This is a genomic window from Escherichia sp. WS1118 (genome assembly GCF_046487695.1).
GTDB classification, from domain to species: domain Bacteria; phylum Pseudomonadota; class Gammaproteobacteria; order Enterobacterales; family Enterobacteriaceae; genus Escherichia; species Escherichia coli.
In genome coordinates, this window is record NZ_JBJQIZ010000005.1 from 140,166 (window position 1) to 164,219 (window position 24,054).

At 49.1% G+C, this 24,054-nt stretch carries 23 protein-coding genes and 1 other RNA gene; 8 read left to right on the plus strand and 16 right to left on the minus strand.

What is annotated here, in order from left to right:
* Position 1 precedes the first annotated feature (1 nt).
* From phsC to fumD, 6 genes are all read right to left on the minus strand, one after another.
* Positions 2-787: a thiosulfate reductase cytochrome B subunit gene (gene phsC, locus ACJHYO_RS10945; protein WP_001070013.1), complete on the minus strand. Its 786-nt coding sequence runs from the start codon at positions 785-787 to the stop codon at positions 2-4.
* Positions 784-1,452 (minus strand): 4Fe-4S dicluster domain-containing protein, encoded by a 669-nt coding sequence (locus tag ACJHYO_RS10950; RefSeq protein ID WP_001529207.1) that lies wholly within the window; start codon positions 1,450-1,452, stop codon positions 784-786. Before ACJHYO_RS10950 ends, phsC begins: the two co-directional genes overlap by 4 nt.
* 63 nt (positions 1,453-1,515) lie before the next feature.
* A complete protein-coding gene (locus ACJHYO_RS10955) occupies positions 1,516-2,154 on the minus strand; it encodes a YdhW family putative oxidoreductase system protein (RefSeq protein ID WP_410232467.1) in 639 nt (212 codons plus the stop codon).
* A 12-nt stretch (positions 2,155-2,166) separates the two neighbouring features.
* Positions 2,167-4,269 (minus strand): aldehyde ferredoxin oxidoreductase, encoded by a 2,103-nt coding sequence (locus ACJHYO_RS10960; RefSeq protein WP_001273548.1) that lies wholly within the window; start codon positions 4,267-4,269, stop codon positions 2,167-2,169.
* 20 nt (positions 4,270-4,289) lie between these two features.
* Positions 4,290-4,916 carry a ferredoxin-like protein gene (locus tag ACJHYO_RS10965; protein WP_001070247.1) on the minus strand — a complete coding sequence of 209 codons (627 nt, stop codon included), beginning with the start codon at positions 4,914-4,916 and terminating at the stop codon, positions 4,290-4,292.
* 455 nt (positions 4,917-5,371) lie between these two features.
* On the minus strand, positions 5,372-5,581 hold the full coding sequence (fumD, locus tag ACJHYO_RS10970; protein WP_000528342.1) for a fumarate hydratase FumD: 210 nt from the start codon (positions 5,579-5,581) through the stop codon (positions 5,372-5,374).
* A 355-nt stretch (positions 5,582-5,936) separates the two neighbouring features.
* Here fumD and ACJHYO_RS10975 point away from each other — a divergent pair, with 355 nt between their 5' ends.
* From ACJHYO_RS10975 to lpp, 3 genes are all read left to right on the plus strand, one after another.
* Positions 5,937-6,131: a hypothetical protein gene (locus ACJHYO_RS10975; protein ID WP_242788909.1), complete on the plus strand. Its 195-nt coding sequence runs from the start codon at positions 5,937-5,939 to the stop codon at positions 6,129-6,131.
* A 7-nt stretch (positions 6,132-6,138) separates the two neighbouring features.
* On the plus strand, positions 6,139-7,551 hold the full coding sequence (gene pykF / locus ACJHYO_RS10980; RefSeq protein ID WP_001295403.1) for a pyruvate kinase PykF: 1,413 nt from the start codon (positions 6,139-6,141) through the stop codon (positions 7,549-7,551).
* Between the two features lie 310 nt (positions 7,552-7,861).
* Complete coding sequence (lpp, locus tag ACJHYO_RS10985) at positions 7,862-8,098, plus strand: murein lipoprotein Lpp (protein WP_000648420.1); 237 nt, start codon at positions 7,862-7,864, stop codon at positions 8,096-8,098.
* A gap of 63 nt (positions 8,099-8,161) precedes the next feature.
* Here the strand turns inward: lpp and ldtE are convergent, their stop codons facing one another.
* The 10 genes from ldtE to ACJHYO_RS11035 form a co-directional block, all read right to left on the minus strand.
* Entirely contained in the window at positions 8,162-9,166 is a 1,005-nt protein-coding gene (gene ldtE / locus ACJHYO_RS10990) for a L,D-transpeptidase LdtE (RefSeq protein ID WP_000817083.1), read from the minus strand.
* A gap of 148 nt (positions 9,167-9,314) precedes the next feature.
* Positions 9,315-9,731: a cysteine desulfuration protein SufE gene (gene sufE / locus ACJHYO_RS10995; RefSeq protein ID WP_001196522.1), complete on the minus strand. Its 417-nt coding sequence runs from the start codon at positions 9,729-9,731 to the stop codon at positions 9,315-9,317.
* 12 nt (positions 9,732-9,743) lie between these two features.
* Positions 9,744-10,964, minus strand: coding sequence for a cysteine desulfurase SufS (gene sufS, locus ACJHYO_RS11000; RefSeq protein WP_001520612.1), 1,221 nt, complete (start codon positions 10,962-10,964; stop codon positions 9,744-9,746).
* Positions 10,961-12,232: a Fe-S cluster assembly protein SufD gene (sufD, locus tag ACJHYO_RS11005; protein ID WP_042021280.1), complete on the minus strand. Its 1,272-nt coding sequence runs from the start codon at positions 12,230-12,232 to the stop codon at positions 10,961-10,963. Before sufD ends, sufS begins: the two co-directional genes overlap by 4 nt.
* Positions 12,207-12,953 carry a Fe-S cluster assembly ATPase SufC gene (gene sufC, locus ACJHYO_RS11010; protein ID WP_000948882.1) on the minus strand — a complete coding sequence of 249 codons (747 nt, stop codon included), beginning with the start codon at positions 12,951-12,953 and terminating at the stop codon, positions 12,207-12,209. Before sufC ends, sufD begins: the two co-directional genes overlap by 26 nt.
* Positions 12,954-12,962: 9 nt before the next feature.
* Positions 12,963-14,450, minus strand: coding sequence for a Fe-S cluster assembly protein SufB (sufB, locus tag ACJHYO_RS11015; protein WP_001298238.1), 1,488 nt, complete (start codon positions 14,448-14,450; stop codon positions 12,963-12,965).
* An 8-nt stretch (positions 14,451-14,458) separates the two neighbouring features.
* Positions 14,459-14,827 (minus strand): Fe-S cluster assembly scaffold SufA, encoded by a 369-nt coding sequence (gene sufA, locus ACJHYO_RS11020; protein ID WP_000367158.1) that lies wholly within the window; start codon positions 14,825-14,827, stop codon positions 14,459-14,461.
* Positions 14,828-15,375: 548 nt separating this feature from the next.
* The gene (locus ACJHYO_RS11025) at positions 15,376-15,564 is read right to left on the minus strand and encodes a YdiH family protein (protein WP_001296104.1); all 189 of its coding nucleotides are present in this window, start codon (positions 15,562-15,564) and stop codon (positions 15,376-15,378) included.
* A gap of 99 nt (positions 15,565-15,663) precedes the next feature.
* Positions 15,664-16,074, minus strand: coding sequence for a 1,4-dihydroxy-2-naphthoyl-CoA hydrolase (gene menI, locus ACJHYO_RS11030; RefSeq protein ID WP_000637986.1), 411 nt, complete (start codon positions 16,072-16,074; stop codon positions 15,664-15,666).
* The gene (locus tag ACJHYO_RS11035; protein WP_000612984.1) at positions 16,071-19,127 is read right to left on the minus strand and encodes an FAD-binding and (Fe-S)-binding domain-containing protein; all 3,057 of its coding nucleotides are present in this window, start codon (positions 19,125-19,127) and stop codon (positions 16,071-16,073) included. Before ACJHYO_RS11035 ends, menI begins: the two co-directional genes overlap by 4 nt.
* Positions 19,128-19,340: 213 nt before the next feature.
* Here ACJHYO_RS11035 and ydiK point away from each other — a divergent pair, with 213 nt between their 5' ends.
* The 5 genes from ydiK to ACJHYO_RS11060 all read left to right on the plus strand — a co-directional run bounded on the left by ydiK (position 19,341) and on the right by ACJHYO_RS11060 (position 24,044).
* On the plus strand, positions 19,341-20,453 hold the full coding sequence (ydiK, locus tag ACJHYO_RS11040; protein ID WP_410232468.1) for an AI-2E family transporter YdiK: 1,113 nt from the start codon (positions 19,341-19,343) through the stop codon (positions 20,451-20,453).
* A gap of 185 nt (positions 20,454-20,638) precedes the next feature.
* An RNA gene (gene rprA, locus ACJHYO_RS11045) (antisense sRNA RprA) lies at positions 20,639-20,746 on the plus strand.
* A gap of 135 nt (positions 20,747-20,881) precedes the next feature.
* Entirely contained in the window at positions 20,882-21,238 is a 357-nt protein-coding gene (locus ACJHYO_RS11050; protein WP_001298235.1) for a YdiL family protein, read from the plus strand.
* Positions 21,239-21,337: 99 nt separating this feature from the next.
* A complete protein-coding gene (locus ACJHYO_RS11055; protein WP_000795578.1) occupies positions 21,338-22,552 on the plus strand; it encodes an MFS transporter in 1,215 nt (404 codons plus the stop codon).
* Between the two features lie 226 nt (positions 22,553-22,778).
* Positions 22,779-24,044 carry an MFS transporter gene (locus tag ACJHYO_RS11060; protein WP_001296106.1) on the plus strand — a complete coding sequence of 422 codons (1,266 nt, stop codon included), beginning with the start codon at positions 22,779-22,781 and terminating at the stop codon, positions 24,042-24,044.
* Positions 24,045-24,054: the final 10 nt, after the last annotated feature.

The window sequence follows — 24,054 nt, forward strand, 5'->3', positions numbered from 1 at the left end:
GTTAGTGCCGGTGATAGCCATCGACCATGCTTTTAAAGGTTTCGTGTGGCGTACGCCCCGTGGTGCAAAGATAAAGATGACCGAAGATAAAAAAGAGGCTTATAAATGCCAGAGCAAAATGCGCCTGCAATAACCAGTATCTTACGCCAGGAAACATATCTCCCACGGCTTGCGGATAGAGACACAGCAGCCCCGTCAATAGTAACAACGGCAGCAATCCATACATGACACCAACATAGGCAACCTGCTGTAAGGGATTAAATTTAGACTGGGTTGTTGCCGGGAAAGGATGTTCTTCCCCCTGCATAATGCCAAACAAATAGAATCGCGTTTGTTTTGCCGCTCGCTCCAGCCACCCCTGACGACGAATGCGATAGTGGTGACCATTACCCCCAACGGCATTGATCAGAACAAAGCCGAGCCAGCATGCCAGTAACAAAAATCCGCAAACTTCATGCACCGCAACCAGACTTTTAACCGCAGTTGCGCCCACCAGCGCAAAGTGATTTATCAGCCCACTTGCCAGCAACAATACAAAGAGTAACGCATTCGACCAGTGCCATAATCTGACCGCTTTGCTGTAAAGATAAATCCTCTCACCATGATCGGTGGCTGATTTCTTCACGCCACGAGCACGAAGCAAGGCATGTAGCCCCAGCACCAACCACATCCCAACCAGCAATAGTCCGGCAATGATCAACCACACCGGCCAAAATTGGGGGGTGAACTGTGGCACATAGTTCGCCAACTGGCTCTGAAACTGTTCAGCATGTTGCGACGGGTTCATACATTTTCCTTTTTAATCAAATGTTGACCGAACCGGCGATACAGATGCGGTTTCCCGGCGCCAGGTAGCTGATATTGATAGTATTTATTTTCCTGCAACCACGCCTGAATTTCTGGGCTATCTTCGTGACCAAAGATCAATGCGTGTTCCGGGCAGGCACTGACGCAAATGGGCGGAAAGCCTTTTGCCAGTCGGGTCTCAGCGCAGAAATCACATTTATCTGCCACTTTAGTGACAGGGTTAAGGTAGCGAACCTGGTACGGGCAAGCGCCAATGCAATAACTGCAGCCGATGCACTGCGATTTTTCTACCCGCACGATCCCCTGCTCATCACGCCACGACGCCCCTGTCGGGCAAACGTCGATGCAAGGAGCATCTTCGCAGTGCTGACATGACTGGCGAAAAAAGTGATACTGCGTTCCATTGTCGTTATCGATGACTGGAATGTGTGCTATCGATAAACGGCTTCCCTGAGCGGGGACGTGGTTAGTTTTACGGCATGCGCGGGCGCAGATATTACAGCCATTGCACCGTGACTCGTCATGAATCATGGCATACCGAACTTCCTTTTCTTGCCTCGTATTCGCTAACAGAGAAGACGCAGAACCAGTAAAAAAGATTACTGTTCCCATCCCCAGAACAAATTTGCGTCGAGTGAAGGACATCTGATTATCCCCTAATGCAGTGGCTGCAACTGTCCACCCTATCCATGACATCCCCCTGAAATTTCAGGGGTTCTGAAACTGCTCTACCTCGAACCATTCGCATAAGCCATACGCCTTGCCATAGGTCATAAATCGCTCGCTAAACAAGTACAACACTGCCGTCGATGACTCCACCTGCCGTATATCGGCATATTCAGGTGCAACATCCATCGTGGCGATCGCGGCTTCAATCTGCACTTCCTGGAAGTAATATGGCGCTTGCATCAGCATGGCGACTTTGTAAGGACGAGGATACGTCTGGCACTCAAAACGAACGGCGTGTGCAATGGCGCGACAAATGTCCTGCTCCACAACTTGCAAAGACATCGCCGCGTAGTTTTCACTCATGGCCTGCGTTGAGTAATAGTAATCATCCTGGCTTCCCGTCATACAAGCGATATCCGCGTAGTCTCCGTTCTGCTTAATGTTTTCCAGCAAAACTGACAGTTCCTCTTCTGCAACCGAATAGGGCGGCGAGAGAAACACAGCGCGCGCCACCAGCTGCCCAGCCGCAGAATGCTGGCGAATGAACTCTGCCAGGATTTCAGCCGGTTCTGGTTCGGTTACCGTATCAACGGGGTGACGCATCCCCTGCAACCATTGCCGCTTCGCCTCATCAATTTCGCTGACTTCCGCTAACGGCAATTCATCCTGATGGTTCATCTCTCCCATTCCTTACGCAGGCAGTAGATTGTGTGCTGCCAGATCGGCGGCAATATCTTCCAGCCCCAGACGCTGCAATGTTTCGCGGGTCGGACAACCAAGCTGTGGGTCCCAGCCCATTTCTTTGTAGAACATCGTGAGCGAAGCATGCATATCGTCACGATCCATTTTGTCTGTACCTTCAGTAAAGACCGGGATCTGCGGATCCTTGTCGAATACCCAGGAACAGATAAGATCGTGTTCATTACGCATATCTTTGGTTTGCATCAGTTTTACCGTGTAGGCGCGATGCAACGTAAAGATACGCTCTGCAGCTAAATCTAATTTTTCCTGAGTCATATCTTCGCCAGTGATCGCTTTGAAGAATTTGGCTTCAAGTGCCAGATCGCCCCGGTAATTACGGCTTTTCAGCGGCGAAACGGTCATTGGCCAGACCCAGTTGCACAGGGTGACGGCGTTATGCAAACAGACCCGCAACAGCGACCACTTAGCATATTTAATTTTTGCGTCATTGATCGGTGTGTAGTTTTTGGTTTCATCGTAAGCATCTTCAGAACCAAAAAGCTCTTTCGCCACTTCACGCTGCAGTTTCAATGGCAAGCCGGAACCAATAAAATTGATATGGGTATGCGTCATGCAGTCACGGTTGAACATACAGTTAACAATGGAACCGACTTGCGCTGACGCTTCATTGGCATGGTGAACCGGATAGCCAAACGGCGACCAGAGTTTATTTTTCGCGTAGCCCCAGTACTCTTCACCCAAATTCCAGCGTTCTGCGATGGCATATGAACCATCAGCCAGGTGACTCAACTCACCCACGCGATGCGCCAGACGGTAGTAAAAATCTTTAATAAAGTTAACGTCACCCGCTTCCAGTTGATCCCAGCGAATTTCCGCATACTCTTCAGCAGGCAGAACACGCTTGAACACACCTTTGCTGTAACAATAAGTAAAGTCGCGATGCAACTGCCCGTAGTTACACCATAGGCCGTAGTCATCGAACAAATTCAGACCAACCAGGTTACCAATCACACGACCATCGTCCTTATCTTCAAAATCTTTCGGCCCGTTCGGGAAGATGGTGGTATGGACAAAGTTTGCTACACAAGTGTTACCACCTGTGCTGGGCACGCCAAACTCTTTCACCCGAGGAATATTCATTTGGGTCATACAACGGATCGGGCAAGAGTGGCAGCCACTCATTTTTACTGTGTATTTCTCTGCCGCCGGACCTAAGTCAAAAACGGATTTATAGGTACGAAAGCCGACCGTGTTCTGATTGCCTGGAGGAATTTCCCCCGTTTCAATCGGACCACCTTCAGCCGCGCCCCAAAACAGCCCTTTACGTGCTGTCCAACGTGACTTGGGATCTGAATACTCTGCCCACGATTGCGGCGTACTTGGCACGACATGGTTGTTATTCGCACCGATAAGTTCAGTCATCATGTAATCGTTGAGACGCTTCATCTCCTGACGATCGGCAATGTTGACCCCTTTCGTCCCTTCAACCGCAATCGCTTTCAGGTTTTTCGAACCCATTATTGCGCCAGTTCCCGCACCGCCGCTGTGGTTACGGCTATTCAACATGCCAGAGAGAGGAACAAGGTTTTCCCCAGCCTGACCAATAGCCGTCACACAGGTTTCCGGACTGGTCAAGCGACAAATTTCTTCCGTCGTTGCGCGCGTCCCTTTTCCCCATAAGAAATCGGCTTTTTCAAGGCTAACTTTGTCATCTTTAATCTTCAGCCATACCGGTGATTTCGCTTTCCCTTCGATAATAATGACGTCGTATCCAGCGAATTTCATTTGCGCTGCAAAAAAGCCCCCCATATGGGCATCGACGACTAAATTTCCTTTGGTAAAAGTAGAAAGTGAGGTGATATTTACGCGAGAACTACAGGGGGCACCAGATCCAGTTAATGGGCCGGTAGCAAAAACTAATTTATTCGCTTCATCGAAAGGTTTCGTGCCTGGCGGTACTTCGTCATACATAATTTTGTAGCCGAAGCCCATGCCACCGACAAAACTTTTAAACTTACTGGAATCTTCGAGGGTAATATTTCCTGTCGTGAGATTGACTCTTAATATATTACCTGTCCAACCGTTAGCCATGATTTTTTCCTTTGCAAGATTCACACAGTAATATCTTTCCACTCGATAATTTTTAACGCCCCTGTTGGGCAGGCGTTTGCGCATTCACCGCATAACACACATTTCGAGGATTTTTTACTTTCAGTATTTACGGTGGCCATCATCCACGGGCATGCCGTAGTACAGGCGCTACAGCCAATACAACGTTTATGATCGACGGTAATACAGCCTTCTTTCTGCTGCCAGGTAATCGCACCAATCGGGCAGACGTTCATGCATTGCGGCTCTTTGCATTGACGGCAGGTATCCGCGGTATAGTTGAGATCGCCATACAGGCCGCCGCCAGAGCCAACCCCGTTGTCGCCAAAGAAATAATTGCGATGGATTTTGATACGGGAGAAGAATGTCCCTACTGAGCCATCGTTGAAGTTGGTACAAGAGATTTCACAGCGGTGGCAACCCGTGCATCGCGCACGTTGGGTCACCAGCACCCCTTTGGGTGTATTTATCAACCCTACTGTGCCGCTATCAATATCTTCCTGTTTGCAACCCAAAAGTGACAGTAAAGCAGGGGCAATTGTTAAACCAGCAAGGCCTTTTCCTGATATACGCAAGAATTCTAATCGCGTTAAGCCAATATTTAATAGTGGACGATCAACCGGGTTCATTTATTTCGCATCCTCTTCGCAAACACAGTGCTGACAATTCAGCAGCCTGATATTAGGCACTCAACTAATACGCTGCTGACTCTGTCCTCAGCACCAGATATTTTCCCTAACCCGATAGTGTATGAGAAAAGATTTAACGCTGATAAACTAATCCTTTATGGTTAGGAGAAAAAATAATGTGATTATTCTGGGCTCTTAACATTGATCGTTATCAATTAAAATCACAAAGCAAGAAATTATAAGTGAACTGATATTTATTATCATTTGAAATAAATTTAACTTAACCGACAATTATTTGTGAAGTTCATCGCAGAAAATAAAAATAACTTTATCGCTATAAATTAAAATATACACCGAAATTCGTATAATTTCAGCAGTTGTTATTTAGAATGATTAACTGGACCGCAACTGAACTAACAATATCAGGATGAAGCTTACCGCCTCATCCTGAATGGTCATTTTACCAGTGCGTTAATGACTGTTTCCATCGCCTGCTTTTCCAGCTCACTGCGCTGAATGCGTTTATTGGCTAATGCTGTACGTAATACGCCTGCGATAACAATATGCTTTGGTTCCTGCCCCAGATCGCGCATTTCCAGCACAACTTTACCGACAACTCTGCACATTTCTCGGTACAGTTCATCCTCTTTTGTCCGGTTTCCCATTCTTTATACCTATTTATCATGCCAACTATCAGCATATATCAATCTAACCAACTAAACAAAAATCAAACAAAATCAGACAAATAACGTGATAAATTATTTTAACTGTAGCAATTGAGCGATGATGTATTTATACACCGGATGAACTTTTCACTTATCCTCACACTGACAACCCCGGCACCAGACGTTGCGCAAACAACGAAGTTTTTGCGTAACCTTTTCCCTGGAACGCTGAATCTTTGATAACAATTTATTGTCTTACAAGTTGTATATTTTTTGAAACGCTGTTTTTGTTTTCCTTTTGGATTAATTTCAGCGTATAATGCGCGCCAATTGACTCTTGAATGGTTTCAGCACTTTGGACTGTAGAACTCAACGACTCAAAAACAGGCACTCACGTTGGGCTGAGACACAAGCACACATTCCTCTGCACGCTTTTTCGATGTCACCTATCCTTAGAGCGAGGCACAACCACTTTCGTAATACCGGATTCGCTTTCCGGCAGTGCGCCCAGAAAGCAAGTTTCTCCCATCCTTCTCAACTTAAAGACTAAGACTGTCATGAAAAAGACCAAAATTGTTTGCACCATCGGACCGAAAACCGAATCTGAAGAGATGTTAGCTAAAATGCTGGACGCTGGCATGAACGTTATGCGTCTGAACTTCTCTCATGGTGACTATGCAGAACACGGTCAGCGCATTCAGAATCTGCGCAACGTGATGAGCAAAACTGGTAAAACCGCCGCTATCCTGCTTGATACCAAAGGTCCAGAAATCCGCACCATGAAACTGGAAGGCGGTAACGACGTTTCTCTGAAAGCGGGTCAGACCTTTACTTTCACTACTGATAAATCTGTTATCGGCAACAGCGAAATGGTTGCGGTAACGTATGAAGGTTTCACTACTGACCTGTCTGTTGGCAACACCGTACTGGTTGACGACGGTCTGATCGGTATGGAAGTTACCGCCATTGAAGGTAACAAAGTTATCTGTAAAGTGCTGAACAACGGCGACCTGGGCGAAAACAAAGGTGTGAACCTGCCTGGCGTTTCCATTGCCCTGCCAGCACTGGCTGAAAAAGACAAACAGGACCTGATCTTTGGTTGCGAACAAGGCGTAGACTTTGTTGCTGCTTCCTTTATTCGTAAGCGTTCTGACGTTATCGAAATCCGTGAGCACCTGAAAGCGCACGGCGGCGAAAACATCCACATCATCTCCAAAATCGAAAACCAGGAAGGCCTCAACAACTTCGACGAAATCCTCGAAGCCTCTGACGGCATCATGGTTGCGCGTGGCGACCTGGGTGTAGAAATCCCGGTAGAAGAAGTTATCTTCGCCCAGAAGATGATGATCGAAAAATGTATCCGTGCACGTAAAGTTGTTATCACTGCGACCCAGATGCTGGATTCCATGATCAAAAACCCACGCCCGACTCGCGCAGAAGCCGGTGACGTTGCAAACGCCATCCTCGACGGTACTGACGCAGTGATGCTGTCTGGTGAATCCGCAAAAGGTAAATACCCGCTGGAAGCGGTTTCTATCATGGCGACCATCTGCGAACGTACCGACCGCGTGATGAACAGCCGTCTCGAGTTCAACAATGACAACCGTAAACTGCGTATTACCGAAGCGGTATGCCGTGGTGCCGTTGAAACTGCTGAAAAACTGGATGCCCCGCTGATCGTGGTTGCTACCCAGGGCGGTAAATCTGCTCGCGCAGTACGTAAATACTTCCCGGATGCCACCATCCTGGCACTGACCACCAACGAAAAAACGGCTCATCAGTTGGTACTGAGCAAAGGCGTTGTGCCGCAGCTGGTTAAAGAGATCACTTCTACTGATGATTTCTACCGTCTGGGTAAAGAACTGGCTCTGCAGAGCGGTCTGGCACACAAAGGTGACGTCGTAGTTATGGTTTCTGGTGCACTGGTACCGAGCGGCACTACTAACACCGCATCTGTTCACGTCCTGTAATATTGCTTTTGTGAATTAATTTGTATATCGAAGCGCCCTGATGGGCGCTTTTTTTATTTAATCGATAACCAGAAGCAATAAAAAATCAAATCGGATTTCACTATATAATCTCACTTTATCTAAGATGAATCCGATGGAAGCATCCTGTTTTCTCTCAATTTTTTTATCTAAAACCCAGCGTTCGATGCTTCTTTGAGCGAACGATCAAAAATAAGTGCCTTCCCATCAAAAAAATATTCTCAACATAAAAAACTTTGTGTAATACTTGTAACGCTACATGGAGATTAACTCAATCTAGAGGGTATTAATAATGAAAGCTACTAAACTGGTACTGGGCGCGGTAATCCTGGGTTCTACTCTGCTGGCAGGTTGCTCCAGCAACGCTAAAATCGATCAGCTGTCTTCTGACGTTCAGACTCTGAACGCTAAAGTTGACCAGCTGAGCAACGACGTGAACGCAATGCGTTCCGACGTTCAGGCTGCTAAAGATGACGCAGCTCGTGCTAACCAGCGTCTGGACAACATGGCTACTAAATACCGCAAGTAATAGTACCTGTGAAGTGAAAAATGGCGCACACTGTGCGCCATTTTTTTTGCCTGCTATTCACCGCTACTGCGTCGCGCGTAACATATTCCCTTGCTCTGGTTCACCATTCTGCGCTGACTCTACTGAAGGCGCATTGCTGGCTGCGGGAGTTGCTCCACTGCTCACCGCAACCGGATACCCTGCCCGACGATACAACGCTTTATCGACTAATTTCTGATCTACAGCCTTATTGTCTTTAAATTGCGTAAAGCCTGCTGGCAGCGTGTACGGCATTGTCTGAACGTTCTGCTGTTCTTCTGCCGATAGTGGTCGATGTACTTCAACATAACGCATCCCGTTAGGTTCCACGGAATATTTCACCGGCTCGTTGATCACTTTCACCGGCGTTCCCGTCCGCACGCTGGAGAATAAAGCTTTAATATCCGGTGCATTCATGCGAATACAGCCCGAACTGACGCGCAAACCGACGCTGTCCGGCGCACTGGTGCCATGAATGAGGTATTCGCCATTACCATGCGCGAGGCGCAGTGCGTAACGTCCTAGTGGGTTATTGGGCCCGGCAGGAACGACTGGTGGTAATTTAATGCCACGTTCCAGCGAACGTTGACGAATGCCCGCCGTAGGCGTCCAGGTTGGGTTAGGGATTTTCTGCCCCACACGCGTTTCCATCACCGGCGTTTCCAGCCCCTGCAAACCAATACCTATCGGATAAACCTGCACGATATTTTCTCCCGGCGGATAATTATAAAGGCGCAGCTCTGCAAGGTTTACAATAATCCCCTGACGCGGCGCATCAGGTAATAATAGTTGTGAAGGAATAGTTATCGTCGTACCGGGTTTTGGCACCGGGGCGATAGTGTTATTGGCTTCAAGGATCAACATTGCCGCAGTATCAAAACGTCGGGCGATGGCCTGAAGGTTTTTATCCCCTTCTTGCACCGTATACGTTTGATTTTGCCCAACCAGTCGACTGCCGGTTGGTGGTAGCGGATAATCAACCGCCCAGGCAGCCTGGATGGCGCTAAAAGCGCCGATAAGCGTGAGTGTAAGCAAAGACGCGCGTTTCATTGTAAACCTCCTGTATTTGCCGGAGACTCACGCTGAAACGTCGGATGGCGCTTATGTTCACCTGAAACCAAAACACTCCTGTGCAGGCCAGTGTAAACATTGACCACCCGGCAATGTGAGCCAACCGGATGAAAGCTGTCCCTTTAGTTTAGCTAAGTGCAGCGGCTTTGGCGCGAATTGCGCGAATCATCGCTTCCAGACCTTGTGAGCGTGATGGGGTGAGATGTTGGGTGAGCGCCATTTTTTCAAACCACGGGCGCACATCGAAATTGACAATATCCTGCGGCGTCATTTGATCGTAAAGAATAAAGACGACCGCAATAAGCCCTTTTACAATGGCCGCATCGCTGTCGCCCTGTAATTCAATAATTCCCTGCGCATTTTGACGCATCACAATCCACACCTGACTCTGGCAGCCCTGGATGCTATTTTGCGGGCTTTTGTCTTCGTCACGTAATTCTGGCAGACGCTGACCCAACTCAATAATGTAGAGATATTTCTCTTCCCAGTTGGCGCAGCGTAAAAAATTACGCAGCAATTTTTCTTTATCCGGCAATAAAGCCATAGTGCCTCCCTGTTATCCCAGCAGACGGTGAATACGTTGCAGGCCGGTCACCAGACGATCCACTTCTTCATGGGTGTTATACATGGCCAGCGATGCCCGACACATCGCAGGGACGTTGTAATAGGCCATTAATGGCATTGCGCAGTGATGTCCGGTACGCACAGCAATGCCGTAATTATCGAGAAAACTGCCAACATCATAGGCGTGGTGTTTACCGAGATTAAAAGCAATAACGCCAAGCCTGTTTTGTGGGCCATAGAGAGTGAGATCCGGTACAGATTCCAACTGTGATAACGCGTAATGCATCAGATTCTGTTCATACTCGGCTATGTTATTAAGCCCCAGCGCCGAAACATACTCCAGCGCCGCGCCAAGACCAATGATGCCTCCGGTATTGGGTGTACCGGCTTCAAACCGCCATGGTGCTTTGGTCCAGGTAGTGCCTTCACTCAGGCTGACGGTGGCGATCATAGAACCGCCCCCTTCCCACGGCGGCATCTCCTGCAACAAGGCTTCTTTGACATAAAGAATGCCAATTCCGGTAGGGCCATACAGTTTATGCCCGGAGAACACGTAAAAATCGCAATCCAGCGCCTGAACATCCACCGGATGATGCATCACCGCCTGAGCGCCATCCACCAGCACTTTTGCGCCATGTTGATGCGCAAGTGTGATCATCTCCGCCAGCGGATTTTCTGTCCCAAGCACGTTGGAGACATGAGTAATTGCCAGCAGACGAGTTTTCTCATCAAACAGCGTAGGCAGCGTCTCCAGTTGCAGAGTACCGTCGGGGTTGAGCGGGATCACACGCAGCTCTGCGCCAACGCGTGCACAAAGCATCTGCCAGGGGACAATGTTAGCGTGGTGCTCCATCTGACTGATGATGATGTTATCGCCCGCCCGCACATTGCTGTTACCCCAGCTATTGGCGACCAGATTGATCCCTTCCGTCGTGCCGCGGACGAACACCAGCTCTTCCGCCGAACGGGCATTAATAAACAGCGATGCCCGCTTGCGCACGTTCTCCATTTTCTCGGTCGCCTGGGCGCTTAAGGTATGAATACCGCGATGCACCGCCGCGTAGCCATGACGATAAAACTCGGCCTCGGCGTCAATCACCTGGCTCGGTTTCTGTGCACTGGCGGCGCTGTCGAGATAAGCCAGCGGCAAACCGTTTACCTCACGCGAAAGCACCGGAAAGTCGGCCCGCACTTTGTCGACGGAATAAGTCATCTTGCACCTCCTGGCAGCCGTTGACCGATTCGGGCCAGCACCTGCTGTTTAAGCCCCTCATCACGCAGTGCTTCCGTCAGTTCGGCAGCGAAGGCGTAAATGATCATCTGCTGGGCATCCTGCTGATTGATCCCGCGCGAGCGCAGATAGAACATCTGTTCATCATCAATACGCCCCACCGTCGCGCCGTGGCTGCATTTCACATCATCTGCATAGATTTCCAGCTGCGGTTTCGTATCCACCTCCGCCAGTTTGCCCATCAGCAGATTATTGTTGGTCATCTGACCATCCGTTTTGATGGCGTGCTGCGCGACGTTGATCAGACCGTTAAACACCGCACGGCCTTTGTCGCTGACGATAGTTTTGTGCAACTGTCGGCTGTTACAAAAACCTTTATTATGTTCCAGCCAGGTACGGGTATCACACACCTCGTTTTTCACCGGCATCGCCAGGCTATTGATCCGCAGCGTGCTGTTTTCGCCATTGAGTTGCGTACTGGTGTTGTGTCGTAACACTGCGCCACCCAGCAGGAAACTGTGGCTAAATGCGGTGGCATCGTCAGCCAGCAACAAATCGTTATGGGCAAAGTGGTGACTGACCGGGTTTTCAAACGCCAGCTTGATATGCTGCAAGTGGGCGTTCGCTGCGACGTTGATAGTGAACCGTGCGCCGGTGAAGTGACGAGCATCATTAAGGCTGACAAAATGTTCGATCACCGTTGCTTCGGCACCTTCCGCCAGATCCAGATGATGTCGGTAATGGGCAGTATTCACCTCTTCACCTGCCACGCCCTGGGTGATATGCATTAACAGCAATGGCTTTGCCGGTCGTTGACCGCGCTTCACGGCGATATGCGTCACGCTTTGTGCCAGGCTTTCCGTCAAATGCAGAAACACTTCCGCCTGAATAGCGTCGGGTAACCCCTGACAGTCGTCGTTAATGCTCACTTCATATCCGCTGCCTTCAGTTGCATCGCTCAGCGCGGGCACGTAACGTCCATCGACAAACACCAGCCGCACGGCGTCTAACGTTAACGCTAAGGCATCTCGCTGCTGTGGGGATATCTCTCCCGCAATGCAGACAAACTGGCTATTGGTCAGCCCTTCCAGCGGCGTATATTTCCAGTTTTCATGTTTCCGTGTCGGCAGTCCGGTACGCAGCAATTGTTGTAAATGCTGCTGTGCCTGCGGGGAGCGTTTCGCCCCTTCAGCTTCAAACAAATGATGCCACTGTTGCAGTGCGTTACTGCTGTTCGGTAAGCCAGCCATAACCCTGCTCCTCCAGTTGTTTGACCAACGTGAAATCGCCGGATTTCACAATTCGTCCCTGATACAGCACATGGACGTAATCAGGCTTGATGTAGTCGAGAATGCGTTGGTAGTGCGTAACAATGATGAATGAACGCTTGCCGTCACGCAGCGAGTTCACGCCATCGGCAACCACTTTTAATGCGTCAATATCCAGCCCGGAGTCTGACTCATCAAGAATGCATAACTCCGGTTCCAGCACCGCCATTTGCAAAATATCGTTGCGCTTTTTCTCGCCGCCGGAAAAACCAACGTTTACCGAACGGGTTAATAAATCTTCCGGCATCTTCAGGAGAGCGATTTTCTCTTCCATCAAATCCTGAAAATCAAAGCGGTCGAGCGTTTCCTGCCCGCGATAGCTGCGCACCGCATTAAGTGCCGTTTGCAGGAAAAACTGGTTACTGACGCCGGGAATTTCCACCGGATACTGGAAGGCCATAAAGATGCCTTCACCTGCACGATCTTCCGGCGACAGCGCAAGCAAATCTTTGCCTTTAAACTCAACCGTGCCGCTCGTCACTTCATAATCTTCTCGCCCGGCAAGCGTTGCCGATAAGGTACTTTTGCCCGAACCATTGGGCCCCATAATGGCGTGAACTTCGCCGGGACGAACGTCGAGGCTTAATCCACGCAGGATAGCTTTATCTTCCACGCTGACGTGTAAATCTTTAATACTTAACATGTTTATTCCTTATCCGACGCTGTGTTCAAGACTGATGGCGAGGAGTTTTTGTGCTTCAACGGCAAATTCCAGCGGCAGTTCCGAGAACACGTCTTTGCAAAAACCGTTAACAATCATCGAGATGGCATCTTCTTCGCTGATCCCGCGTTGCAGGCAGTAAAACAGTTGATCTTCACCAATACGTGATGTCGTTGCCTCGTGCTCCAGCTGAGCGCTGTTATTGCGACATTCGACATACGGGAAGGTATGCGCCCCACAATTAGCGCCAATCAGCATTGAATCGCACTGAGTGAAATTGCGCGCATTGGTTGCCGTCGGCATGATTTTCACTAAGCCGCGATAACTGTTCTGACTATGTCCGGCAGAGATCCCTTTCGAGATAATGGTCGATTTGGTGTTTTTACCGATGTGGATCATCTTGGTGCCGGTATCCGCTTGCTGATGACCGCTGGTCAGCGCCACTGAGTAAAACTCACCAATGGAGTTATCGCCGCGCAAAATGCAGCTGGGATATTTCCACGTAATCGCTGAGCCGGTTTCTGATTGCGTCCATGACATTTTGCTGTTTTCGCCTTCGCACAAAGCACGCTTGGTGACGAAGTTGAGAATACCGCCGGTGTTGTTATCGCCAGGGAACCAGTTTTGTACCGTGGAATATTTCACCTCGGCGTTTTTATGGATGATGACTTCCACCACCGCCGCGTGTAACTGATAGCTGTCACGCACCGGAGCGGAACAGCCTTCAATGTAGCTAACGTAGCTGTCTTCGTCGGCCACCAGAATGGTGCGCTCAAACTGCCCGGTTTTTTCCGCGTTAATGCGAAAATAGGTGGAAAGTTCCATCGGGCAACGCACGCCTTTAGGCACATAAATAAACGTACCGTCAGAGGCTACCGCCGCATTAAGTGCGGCAAAGAAGTTGTCATTCCCCGGCACCACGGTGCCGAGATATTTACGCACCAGTTCCGGGTGATCGTGGATCGCCTCGCCAAAGGAACAAAAAATAATTCCCTGCTCCGCCAGTTTTTTGCGATAAGTAGTGGCAACCGAAACAGAGTCGAAAATGGCATCCACTGCCACCTCTTTGCCTTCCCGCACGGGAACGCCCAACTGCTCAAACGCCGCCTCCACCTCTTTACTTAAAAAGGCGTTCGCGCCAGTTTGCTGCACCGCGCCGGGTTCAGACGCGCAGTTGTCGTCACAATTACCGCACGATGGTGCCGAGTAGTAGCTGTAATCCTGATAATTCAGCTTGTCGTAGTGCGCTTTCAACCAGTGCGGTTCTTCCATCTCCAGCCATGCGTGATAGGCGTTGAGACGAAACTCCAGCATCCACTCCGGCTCATTACGCTTCGCCGAAATTGCGCGCACCACCTCTTCGTTTATCCCCTTTGCCAGCTCATCGGTGGCTAACTGGGTGAAGAATCCTTCTTTATAATTCAGCGGGCCGCCGGTCCAGGTTTTGACATCGTCAGTTGCTTCAGTATTACGAGACATAGTACCGCCTATACCCCAAAGCTTTCGCCACAGCCACATTCATTCTGGGCTTTAGGGTTGTGAAATTTGAATATCTGATTAAGTCCTTCACGAACGAAATCGACTTCCGTGCCATCAATAAAAGGCATCGCTTGCAGCGGGACAAACAGCTTCGCGCCGTCGTGTTCAAACAGCAGATCGTCTTTGTCCGGCTCGCTAACACTGTCGAGCACATAGCCAAAGCCCGCGCAGCCCGTTTGCTTAACGCCTAAGCGCACGCCGATCATACCAGGCTGCTTTGCCACCAGTTCGCGGATGTGTATCGCCGCTGCGGGTGTCAGCGTTAAGCCTTGCCAGGCGAAATCCTGTGGATTAAAGGTTCCTGAATGCATGTCCATCGATTTACCTCACTTCATCGCTTTCAGCGTATAACAGCATGTTAGTGATAATGATTATCAGTTCAACCCAGCAAACGCAGGGGCTTTAGCGTAAAACATGCTTTTTACCTGCTTTTAATAAGCATAGACCCTGATGTGTGGGTTAACAGGCACGCTAAGAATTAGGTATCTCATTGTTAGATAATGATTATTATCTAAGGAGCATTAAGGCTGTGATGAAAAAGAAAAAGTTGTATTGAAAATGACTATTTAAGAGATAGGTAAAAAAGTGCAGCGTTCAGAAATAAGAAAACCCTTAAGTCTGTGCGACACAGGCTTAAGGGTTTCTACCCCATCCGGCGCTTATCTCCGGCACTCTCAGTGGCTTAGCTCTTGAAGGGGCGATAAGGATAATCTCATAAAGCTAACCCACTGTTTTAACACAAACTGCGATTTGTATTATTTTTGAACGTTATCAGGCGGGTAGATAGGCTGTATTAAAAAGGCCCTCGAACCTGGACGAAGATTAATCCAGGCCGATTTGGCGAACTCGCGACATTAAATCAGGATCAATGCACGCCCAGACGCCAGGCGAAGTAGATTTCTTCTTTTAATTCAGCAGAAGAGAGAGTAAGCAGGTCAGCAAATTCAAGTTCTAATTGTTTCAGACGCTTGAGATATTGGGCAGGTGAAAGATTGCTTTGGTCACGGCGTAAAAATTCAATGGCCAGTTGGGTGGGATCAAGTTGAGTAGACATAGCATCCTCGCTTTTAGACAAGACCTGCACAGTATACCACCGTTTACTGTGCAGATAATAACCAAAAGCAATATGCGTCACACTTTTCTGGTGACAACGTCACAAAATAGCGGTCGTCAATCGTGACGAACAGCACAAACGCCCTTTCTCATCGAAGATTTCAATCTGCCAGACCTGGTGACGCGAACCGAGATGCAACGGTTTGCATACGCCGCGCACCCGCCCTTCTCGTGCCGAGCGGACGTGGTTAGCATTGATTTCCAGACCAACCACCTTTTGCTCACCTTCGGTACATAAATAACCGGCAACGGAACCGATACTTTCGGCCAGTACCACGGATGCCCCTCCATGCAGCAACCCGAAAGGCTGCTTTGTCCGCGAGTCTACTGGCATTGTCGCTTCAAGGGTGTCATCACCAATATGTTCAAAGCGAATATCCAGCAATCCCACCATGTTTCCTTCCCCCATAGCATTCAGTGCTTCCAGGGTGATTTTTCGTTTCCATATCATTTAATAATCTCCAGTAAAGCCTGCACAGGATGGCGTACCCCTGTGCCTTCAACCCGTTTTACCTGACTACGGCAGGAATATCCGGTCGCCAGACAGCGGTTACGCGGTAGTCGCTGCATCGCCTGATGCCAGGATAACTCATAGATCCCGAGCGAATTTTTATGGTTTTTCGCTTCATGTCCGTAAGTCCCTGCCATGCCGCAGCAACCCACGCTGACATTTTCCAGTTTCGCGCCAAAACGGGCAAATATCGCGGCCCATTGTGCTGGCGCGCCCGGCAAGGCGGTAACTTCGGTACAGTGACCAAAGAAATACCATGATTCACCGCTGACTGTAGCCACTGGCTGTGACTCAAGTGCGCTTGCCAGCCATTCATTCGCCAGTAAGACGTTAAACTCGCCACGTTCTTCGCCCAGTGCCAGTTTATATTCATCGCGATAACAAAGTACCAGCGCCGGATCGACGCCCACCATTGGCATCCCCAGCTTCGCCATACGGTTGAGGAAATCCGCCGTCTTTTTCGCCGTCTTCGCAAAACGATTAAGAAAGCCTTTGATATGCTGGGCTTTGCCATTTGGCGAAAATGGCAGTAACACAGGCTGGAAACCTAATTTTTCGACCAGACGGACAAAATCCGCCACCACTTGCGCATCGTAATAGCTGGTAAAGGGGTCCTGCACCACCAACACCGTGCGCGCTTTCTGCTCTGCATTGAGAGCTTCAAGCTGTTCCAGCGTCATATTCGCCGAGCGATGCCCCACCATTTGTTGTTGCAGCGAGGGGACCGACAGCAGCGGCAAATCAACCATGCCAATATGTTTTTCCGAGAGTTTGCGCACCAGCGGCTGGTTAATGAAGAAGTTAAAGGTTTTCGGCGCGCGTGCCATCAGCGGTGCGTAGCTCTCGACCGTAGCGACAAGGTGGTCGCGCAGAGGGCGTAAATAACGGGTGTGATAGAGCTGCAGAAAACGAGAGCGAAACTCCGGCACATCAATTTTGATGGGGCACTGGGTCGAACAAGCTTTACAGGCCAGACAGCCCGACATCGCCTCTTTGACTTCGTGTGAGAAGTCATATTCGCCTTTATTCGCATGCCAGCTATTGCGCGTGCGGGCAATTAACGTCCGCAAACTGACGCCGGATTCAGGCAGTTCTTGTTCCAGTTTGAGTGGGTCAACGCCGCGATCCGCCAACAAACGCAGCCATTCACGCACCAGCGTTGCGCGCCCTTTCGGTGAATGAATCCGGTTCTGGGTGATCTTCATCGACGGACACATCGGACTACGAGCATCAAAGTTGAAGCATAAACCGTTGCCGTTACACTCCATTGCACCGCGCCACTGCTGGCGTACCGCAATGGGGATCTGCCGATCGAATGTACCGCGCTTCACCGCGTCCACTTTCATCATCGGCGCATCGAGACCTTCTGGCGGGCAAATCTTCCCTGGGTTGAGTCGGTTATGCGGGTCAAATGCCGCTTTCACTTTGCGCAGTTCTGCAAAAAGTTCCTCACCGAAAAACGCCGGGCTGTATTCAGCGCGAAAACCTTTGCCGTGCTCGCCCCACAACAAACCACCGTATTTCGCAGTCAGCGCCACCACGTCATCAGAGATTTGCTTCATCAAAATCTCTTGTTGCGGATCGCACATATCCAGTGCCGGACGGACGTGCAAGACACCTGCGTCGACGTGACCGAACATACCGTAGCTTAAGCCGTGGCTGTCGAGCAGCGCGCGAAATTCAGCAATATAATCCGCCAGGTGTTCCGGCGGTACGCAGGTATCCTCAGCAAACGGAATTGGCTTAGCAGCACCTTTGGCATTGCCAAGCAGACCAACGGCTTTTTTGCGCATCGCATAGATACGTTCAACACCCGCCAGCTCGCGGCACACCTGCCAGCCGATCACTCCTGCCTGTTGGCTGGCAATCAGCTCATCAAGCCGCACACAGAGTGCATTAACTCGCTCGTCAATCAGTGCCTCATCATCACCGGCAAATTCCACAATGTTCAGCCCGAGCATCTCTTTATCAGGCACATCGGTAATCAACTCGCTGACGGAATGCCAGACAATATCTTCCCGCGCCAGATTCAGCACTTTTGAGTCCACCGTCTCTACCGAAAGCGCCCGCGCCTCAACCATAAACGGCGCGTTACGCAGCGCGGAGTCAAAAGAGTCATATTTGACGTTCACCAGACGGCGTACTTTAGGCAAGCGCGTAATATCCAGTCGCGCTTCGGTAATAAAGGCCAGCGTCCCTTCTGAACCCGTCAGAATGCGCGTCAGGTCGAACTCGGTCATCTCATCGTTAAAGACATGACGCAGATCGTAACCGGTAAGAAAGCGGTTAAGCTTGGGGAAGTTGTCGATGATTAACTGGCGTTGCTGACGGCAACGTTGATAAACCGTGTTATAAATTCGCCCGATTGTGGTATTGGATTTACCCAGCGTTTCCGCCAGTTCGACGGGTAAAGGTTGCGTATCGAGAATATCGCCCCCCAACAACACCGCGCGTACGCCAAGTACGTGATCTGACGTTTTGCCATAGACCAGCGATCCCTGACCGGATGCATCGGTATTGATCATCCCGCCGAGCGTTGCCCGGTTACTGGTCGAAAGTTCTGGCGCAAAAAAGTAGCCAAAGGGTTTCAGGTACTGATTGAGTTGGTCTTTAATCACCCCGGCCTCAACGCGCACCCAGCCCTCTTCAGGGTTAATTTCGATGATGCGGTTCATATGGCGGGACATGTCAACAATAATCCCCTGGTTGAGCGCCTGACCGTTAGTGCCGGTGCCGCCGCCGCGGGGGGTAAAGATCAACGATGAATAGCGTTCCTGCGCGGCAAGACGGGCGATCAGCGCTACATCTGCGGTTGAACGCGGAAATACCACCGCATCGGGGAGAAGTTGGTAAATACTGTTGTCAGTCGACATTGTCAGACGATCGGCATAACTTGTCGCCGTATCGCCGGTAAAACCCTGTTGCTCCAGCTCTTGCAAAAAATTAAGCACCAGTTGAACGACGCCGGGTGCCTGGGAAATCTGTGGAATCATTCTATTGACCCTTTCCTGCGGTCTGTGATGAGAGATTAATCGTTTGCGTGTTGCCTGAGTTGTTGTACCACATTTTTTTCTTACACGCCCATCAGAATTAAGGGCAGAATCGACCTGTTAAAAACCGCTGAAATTGCTCATCATTATGCAGGTGAGTTTCGCGTGTTCACGTCGCGTCGACGATTTGACGCACAAAAAAGGTGAAAAGTAGTTATGGTAAATGTTCGTCAGCCCAGGGATGTCGCACAAATTCTGCTTTCGGTGCTGTTTTTAGCCATCATGATTGTGGCATGTCTGTGGATTGTACAACCCTTTATTCTCGGCTTTGCATGGGCCGGTACAGTGGTTATCGCCACCTGGCCGGTATTGTTACGTTTGCAAAAGATCATGTTTGGTCGCCGCTCTCTCGCCGTTCTGGTGATGACGCTGTTATTAGTGATGGTGTTTATCATCCCTATTGCTTTGCTGGTTAACAGTATCGTCGACGGCAGCGGCCCGCTAATTAAAGCCATTTCCAGTGGTGACATGACGTTACCCGATCTGGCGTGGCTTAATACCATTCCGGTGATTGGCGCGAAGCTATATGCAGGCTGGCACAATTTGCTGGATATGGGGGGGACGGCGATCATGGCGAAAGTCCGTCCTTATATTGGCACCACCACCACCTGGTTCGTTGGGCAGGCGGCGCATATCGGGCGCTTTATGGTGCATTGTGCGCTGATGCTTCTCTTCAGCGCCCTGCTGTACTGGCGCGGTGAACGGGTGGCACAAGGCATTCGCCATTTTGCAACCCGTCTGGCAGGCGTTCGCGGAGATGCCGCCGTGCTGCTGGCGGCACAGGCTATCCGCGCGGTGGCGCTGGGTGTGGTGGTGACGGCGTTAGTACAGGCAGTGCTTGGCGGTATCGGCCTCGCCGTATCCGGCGTACCTTATGCAACTTTGCTAACGGTGTTAATGATCCTCTCCTGCCTTGTCCAGCTTGGACCGTTGCCGGTACTGATTCCGGCGATTATCTGGCTCTACTGGACTGGCGATACCACCTGGGGAACGGTATTGTTAGTTTGGAGCGGTGTGGTTGGCACGCTCGATAACGTCATCCGCCCAATGTTAATTCGCATGGGTGCCGATTTACCGCTGATCCTGATCCTCTCTGGCGTTATTGGTGGTTTGATTGCTTTCGGGATGATCGGTCTGTTTATTGGTCCGGTTCTGTTAGCCGTTTCCTGGCGTCTTTTTGCCGCGTGGGTGGAAGAAGTCCCACCGCCGACGGACCAACCGGAAGAAATTCTCGAAGAACTTGGCGAAATCGAGAAATCGAATAAGTAATTTCTCATCAGGCGGCTCTGCCGCCTGATTGTTAACCCCTGCTAATTGATATTTGCTTGCTCTTCCCCATATTTTCCTGCTTACCGCTATTCAGCTGGTAGTACCTGTCGCAAATTCTTTACAGTTTTTAAACTAATGAGACGAATCTGATCGACGCAAAAAGTCCGTATGCCTACTATTAGCTCACGGTTATAAATCAACATATTGATTTATAAGCATGGAAATCCCCTGAGTGAAACAACGAATTGCTGTGTGTAGTCTTTGCCCATCTCCCACGATGGGCTTTTTTTTAACATTTTTCCGCTTCGCTACCTCGCCCCTCACTCTTTCCAATAATGTTGCACAAGATACTGTGACTCTCTTCAAGCCGTCAGCAGGCTGATAATGTTATTTATATTTTATTGTTTATTTCATGCAGCCATTACACGATGAACGCTTATGAACTCCAGGCACTTCGCCATATTTTTGCCATGACTATTGATGAATGCGCGACCTGGATTGCCCAGACCGGTAACAGTGAAAGCTGGCGTCAGTGGGAAAATGGCAAATGCGCCATTCCTGATTGTGTAGTCGAGCAACTGTTGGCTATGCGTCAGCAACGAAAAAAACATCTTCATGCCATCATAGAGAAAATAAATAACCGCATCGGCAACAACACCATGCGTTTTTTCCCCGACTTAACCGCGTTTCAACAAGTCTACCCTGATGGCAATTTTATTGACTGGAAGATCTATCAATCGGTAGCCGCTGAATTATATGCACACGATCTGGAGCGGCTTTGTTAATTTCTCCACAGAAAGGAATTGTCGTTGTTACAACAATAATGAACGGATACTGACACAACATCGCTACACTTTTTAAAGCACCTTTGCTAAGTAGAACCTATGAAAAATCCCTATTACCCTACCGCACTTGGGTTGTATTTTAATTACCTGGTGCATGGTATGGGCGTCATTTTGATGAGCCTGAATATGGCCTCGCTGGAGACGCTTTGGCAAACTAATGCCGCGGGCGTCTCGATAGTTATCTCATCACTGGGCATTGGTCGATTAAGTGTCTTGCTTTTTGCAGGATTATTATCCGATCGCTTTGGTCGCCGCCCTTTTATCATGCTCGGGATGTGCTGCTATATGGCCTTCTTTTTTGGCATCCTGCACACCAATAACATCATTATCGCTTATGTTTTTGGCTTTCTGGCGGGAATGGCAAACAGTTTTCTCGATGCAGGCACCTATCCCAGTTTGATGGAAGCTTTTCCACGCTCACCGGGTACAGCCAATATTTTAATTAAAGCATTTGTTTCCAGCGGACAGTTTTTATTACCGCTAATTATCAGCCTGTTAGTGTGGGCTGAACTGTGGTTCGGTTGGTCCTTTATGATTGCCGCAGGCATTATGTTTATTAACGCTCTGTTTTTATACCGTTGTACGTTCCCACCCCATCCGGGTCGTCACTTACCTGTCATAAAGAAAACCACCAGCTCTACGGAACATCGCTGTTCAATTATCGATTTAGCCAGTTATTCCCTATATGGCTATATCTCAATGGCAACGTTTTATCTGGTTAGCCAGTGGCTGGCACAATACGGACAATTTGTCGCTGGCATGTCATACACCATGTCGATCAAATTACTCAGTATCTACACCGTGGGTTCGCTGCTGTGTGTATTTATTACTGCTCCACTCATTCGTAATACCGTTCGCCCAACAACATTACTGATGCTGTACACCTTTATCTCATTTATCGCCCTGCTCACCGTCTGCCTGCATCCCACATTTTATGTGGTGATAATATTTGCTTTCGTCATCGGTTTTACCTCCGCAGGCGGTGTTGTACAAATTGGCCTGACGTTAATGGCGGAACGTTTTCCCTACGCTAAAGGAAAAGCAACGGGGATCTATTACAGTGCGGGCAGCATTGCAACATTTACCATTCCGTTGATTACGGCTCATCTTTCGCAAAGAAGTATTGCCGATATTATGTGGTTCGATACCGCCATCGCTGCTATCGGCTTTATACTGGCACTGTTTATTGGCTTACGCAGTCGCAAAGAAACGCGGCATCACACGCTAAAGGAAAATATCGCTCCGGGTGGGTAATGCAATATTCTTTTCAGGTTATGCAAGATCTTACGGATAAATAACTCTTTCTGCGCTAACTAAGGAAAATCGCGATCAAAAACAAACTATGACATGCAATATTCCTGGAAACATAAACTTTATGCCATGTACCCAGGGAAAATCATCTTCAGTATAGTAATTATGTAAACCGTCGGAGAACAATACGTACGGTAACGAAATTATCTTTCAGCAAGGAGCTGTGAAAATGTCTCAAAATAAGGCTTTCAGCACGCCATTTATCCTGGCTGTTCTTTGTATTTACTTCAGCTATTTCCTGCACGGCATTAGTGTTATTACGCTTGCCCAAAACATGACATCTTTGGCAGAAAAGTTTTCCACTGACAACGCGGGCATTGCCTATTTAATTTCCGGTATCGGATTGGGGCGATTGATCAGTATTTTATTCTTCGGAGTGATCTCCGATAAGTTTGGTCGTCGGGCGGTGATATTAATGGCAGTAATAATGTATCTGCTATTCTTCTTTGGTATTCCTGCTTGCCCGAATTTAACTCTCGCCTACTGTCTGGCAGTGTGCGTAGGTATCGCTAACTCAGCGCTGGATACGGGTGGCTACCCCGCGCTTATGGAATGCTTTCCGAAAGCCTCTGGTTCGGCGGTCATACTGGTTAAAGCGATGGTGTCATTCGGGCAAATGTTCTACCCAATGCTGGTGAGCTATATGTTGCTCAATAACATCTGGTACGGCTATGGGCTGATTATTCCGGGTATTCTGTTTGTACTGATCACGCTGATGCTGTTGAAAAGCAAATTCCCCAGCCAGTTGGTGGACGCCAGCGTAGCTAATGAATTACCGCAAATGAACAGCAAACCGTTAGTCTGGCTGGAAGGTGTTTCATCAGTACTGTTCGGTGTAGCCGCATTCTCGACCTTTTATGTGATTGTGGTGTGGATGCCCAAATATGCGATGGCTTTTGCTGGTATGTCAGAAGCTGAGGCATTAAAAACCATCTCTTATTACAGTATGGGTTCGCTGGTCTGTGTCTTTATTTTTGCCGCACTGCTGAAAAAAATGGTCCGGCCCATCTGGGCTAATGTATTTAACTCTGCACTGGCAACAATAACAGCTGCCATTATCTACCTGTACCCTTCTCCATTGGTGTGTAATGCCGGAGCCTTTGTTATCGGTTTCTCAGCAGCTGGCGGCATTTTACAGCTCGGCGTTTCGGTCATGTCAGAGTTTTTCCCCAAAAGCAAAGCCAAAGTCACCAGTATATATATGATGATGGGTGGACTGGCTAACTTTGTTATTCCGCTGATTACCGGTTATCTGTCGAACATCGGCCTGCAATATATCATTGTTCTCGATTTTACTTTCGCGCTGCTGGCCCTGATTACCGCAATTATTGTTTTTATCCGCTATTACCGCGTTTTCATTATTCCTGAAAATGATGTGCGGTTTGGCGAGCATAAATTTAGCACCCGGTTAAACACAATTAAGCATAGAGGTTAAAGGAGTTAAT